The organism is Streptomyces sp. SID14478 (assembly GCF_010548525.1).
GTDB lineage: Bacteria > Actinomycetota > Actinomycetes > Streptomycetales > Streptomycetaceae > Streptomyces.
In genome coordinates, this window is the sequence record NZ_JAAGMG010000288.1 from 1 (window position 1) to 722 (window position 722).

Here is a 722-nt window from a genome sequence, read left to right on the forward strand (position 1 = left end):
CGGGTCCGCGGCCGTGCCGCCCGCCCCGCTCTGCGCCCCGGTGACGATCCCCTCCGGGGTGCCGAGGCGGTCCAGGATGCGGCGCACGGCGGCCGGGCTGTCGACGGTCGTCCCGGCGCGGTGCCGGTCGATCTCGCCCCGCAACTCGGTCACCAGGCGCATCCGGGTCGCCGACGGCAGCTGGCGCTGCTGGGCCAGGTCGCCGACCCGGCTCAGATAGTCGAAGACGAGCTGATCACTCTCGATCCCCACGAAGTCCCCTCCGGGGTGCAGCAGTTGATGAGTCGACGGTATCGCGGATACCACCGACCGACGGGGCACAGGTCAGGGGCCCGCGGCCGGCCCACGCCACAGGGCCTCGCATTGCCCCTTCCCCGCGAGGGCCGACCGGGCCGCTACCGTGGGTCAGATGAGCCCCAACGAGCAGACCCGGGCAGCGGCCGCCACGGCCCCCCGTTCCCTGGCGGAAGCCCTCCGCGCCAGGGACGACGCCTCCCTGGCCCGCCTCCTGCGCGCCCGCCCGGATCTGCTCGGCCCGGTCCCCGGCGACCTGACCCAGCTCGCGACCCGCGCGGGCACCCGCGCCTCGGTGGTCCGCGCCCTGGACCGCCTGGACCGCTTCACGCAACAGGTGGCGCAGGCCCTCGCGGTGGCCCCGGAACCGTCGTCGTACCCGGCGCTGCTCGCGCTGCTGCCCGGCGAGCACACCGCCGAGGCGCTGC

General features: G+C 76.2%; 2 pseudogenes. One reads left to right on the forward strand and one right to left on the reverse strand.

From position 1 onward, the window contains the following. Window positions 1–252, reverse strand: a pseudogene (locus G3I40_RS09870) (hypothetical protein); the annotation flags it as partial. 157 nt (window positions 253–409) lie between these two features. Between G3I40_RS09870 and G3I40_RS09875 the strand changes: the two are divergent. Continuing rightward, window positions 410–722, forward strand: a pseudogene (locus G3I40_RS09875) (DNA-binding protein); the annotation flags it as partial.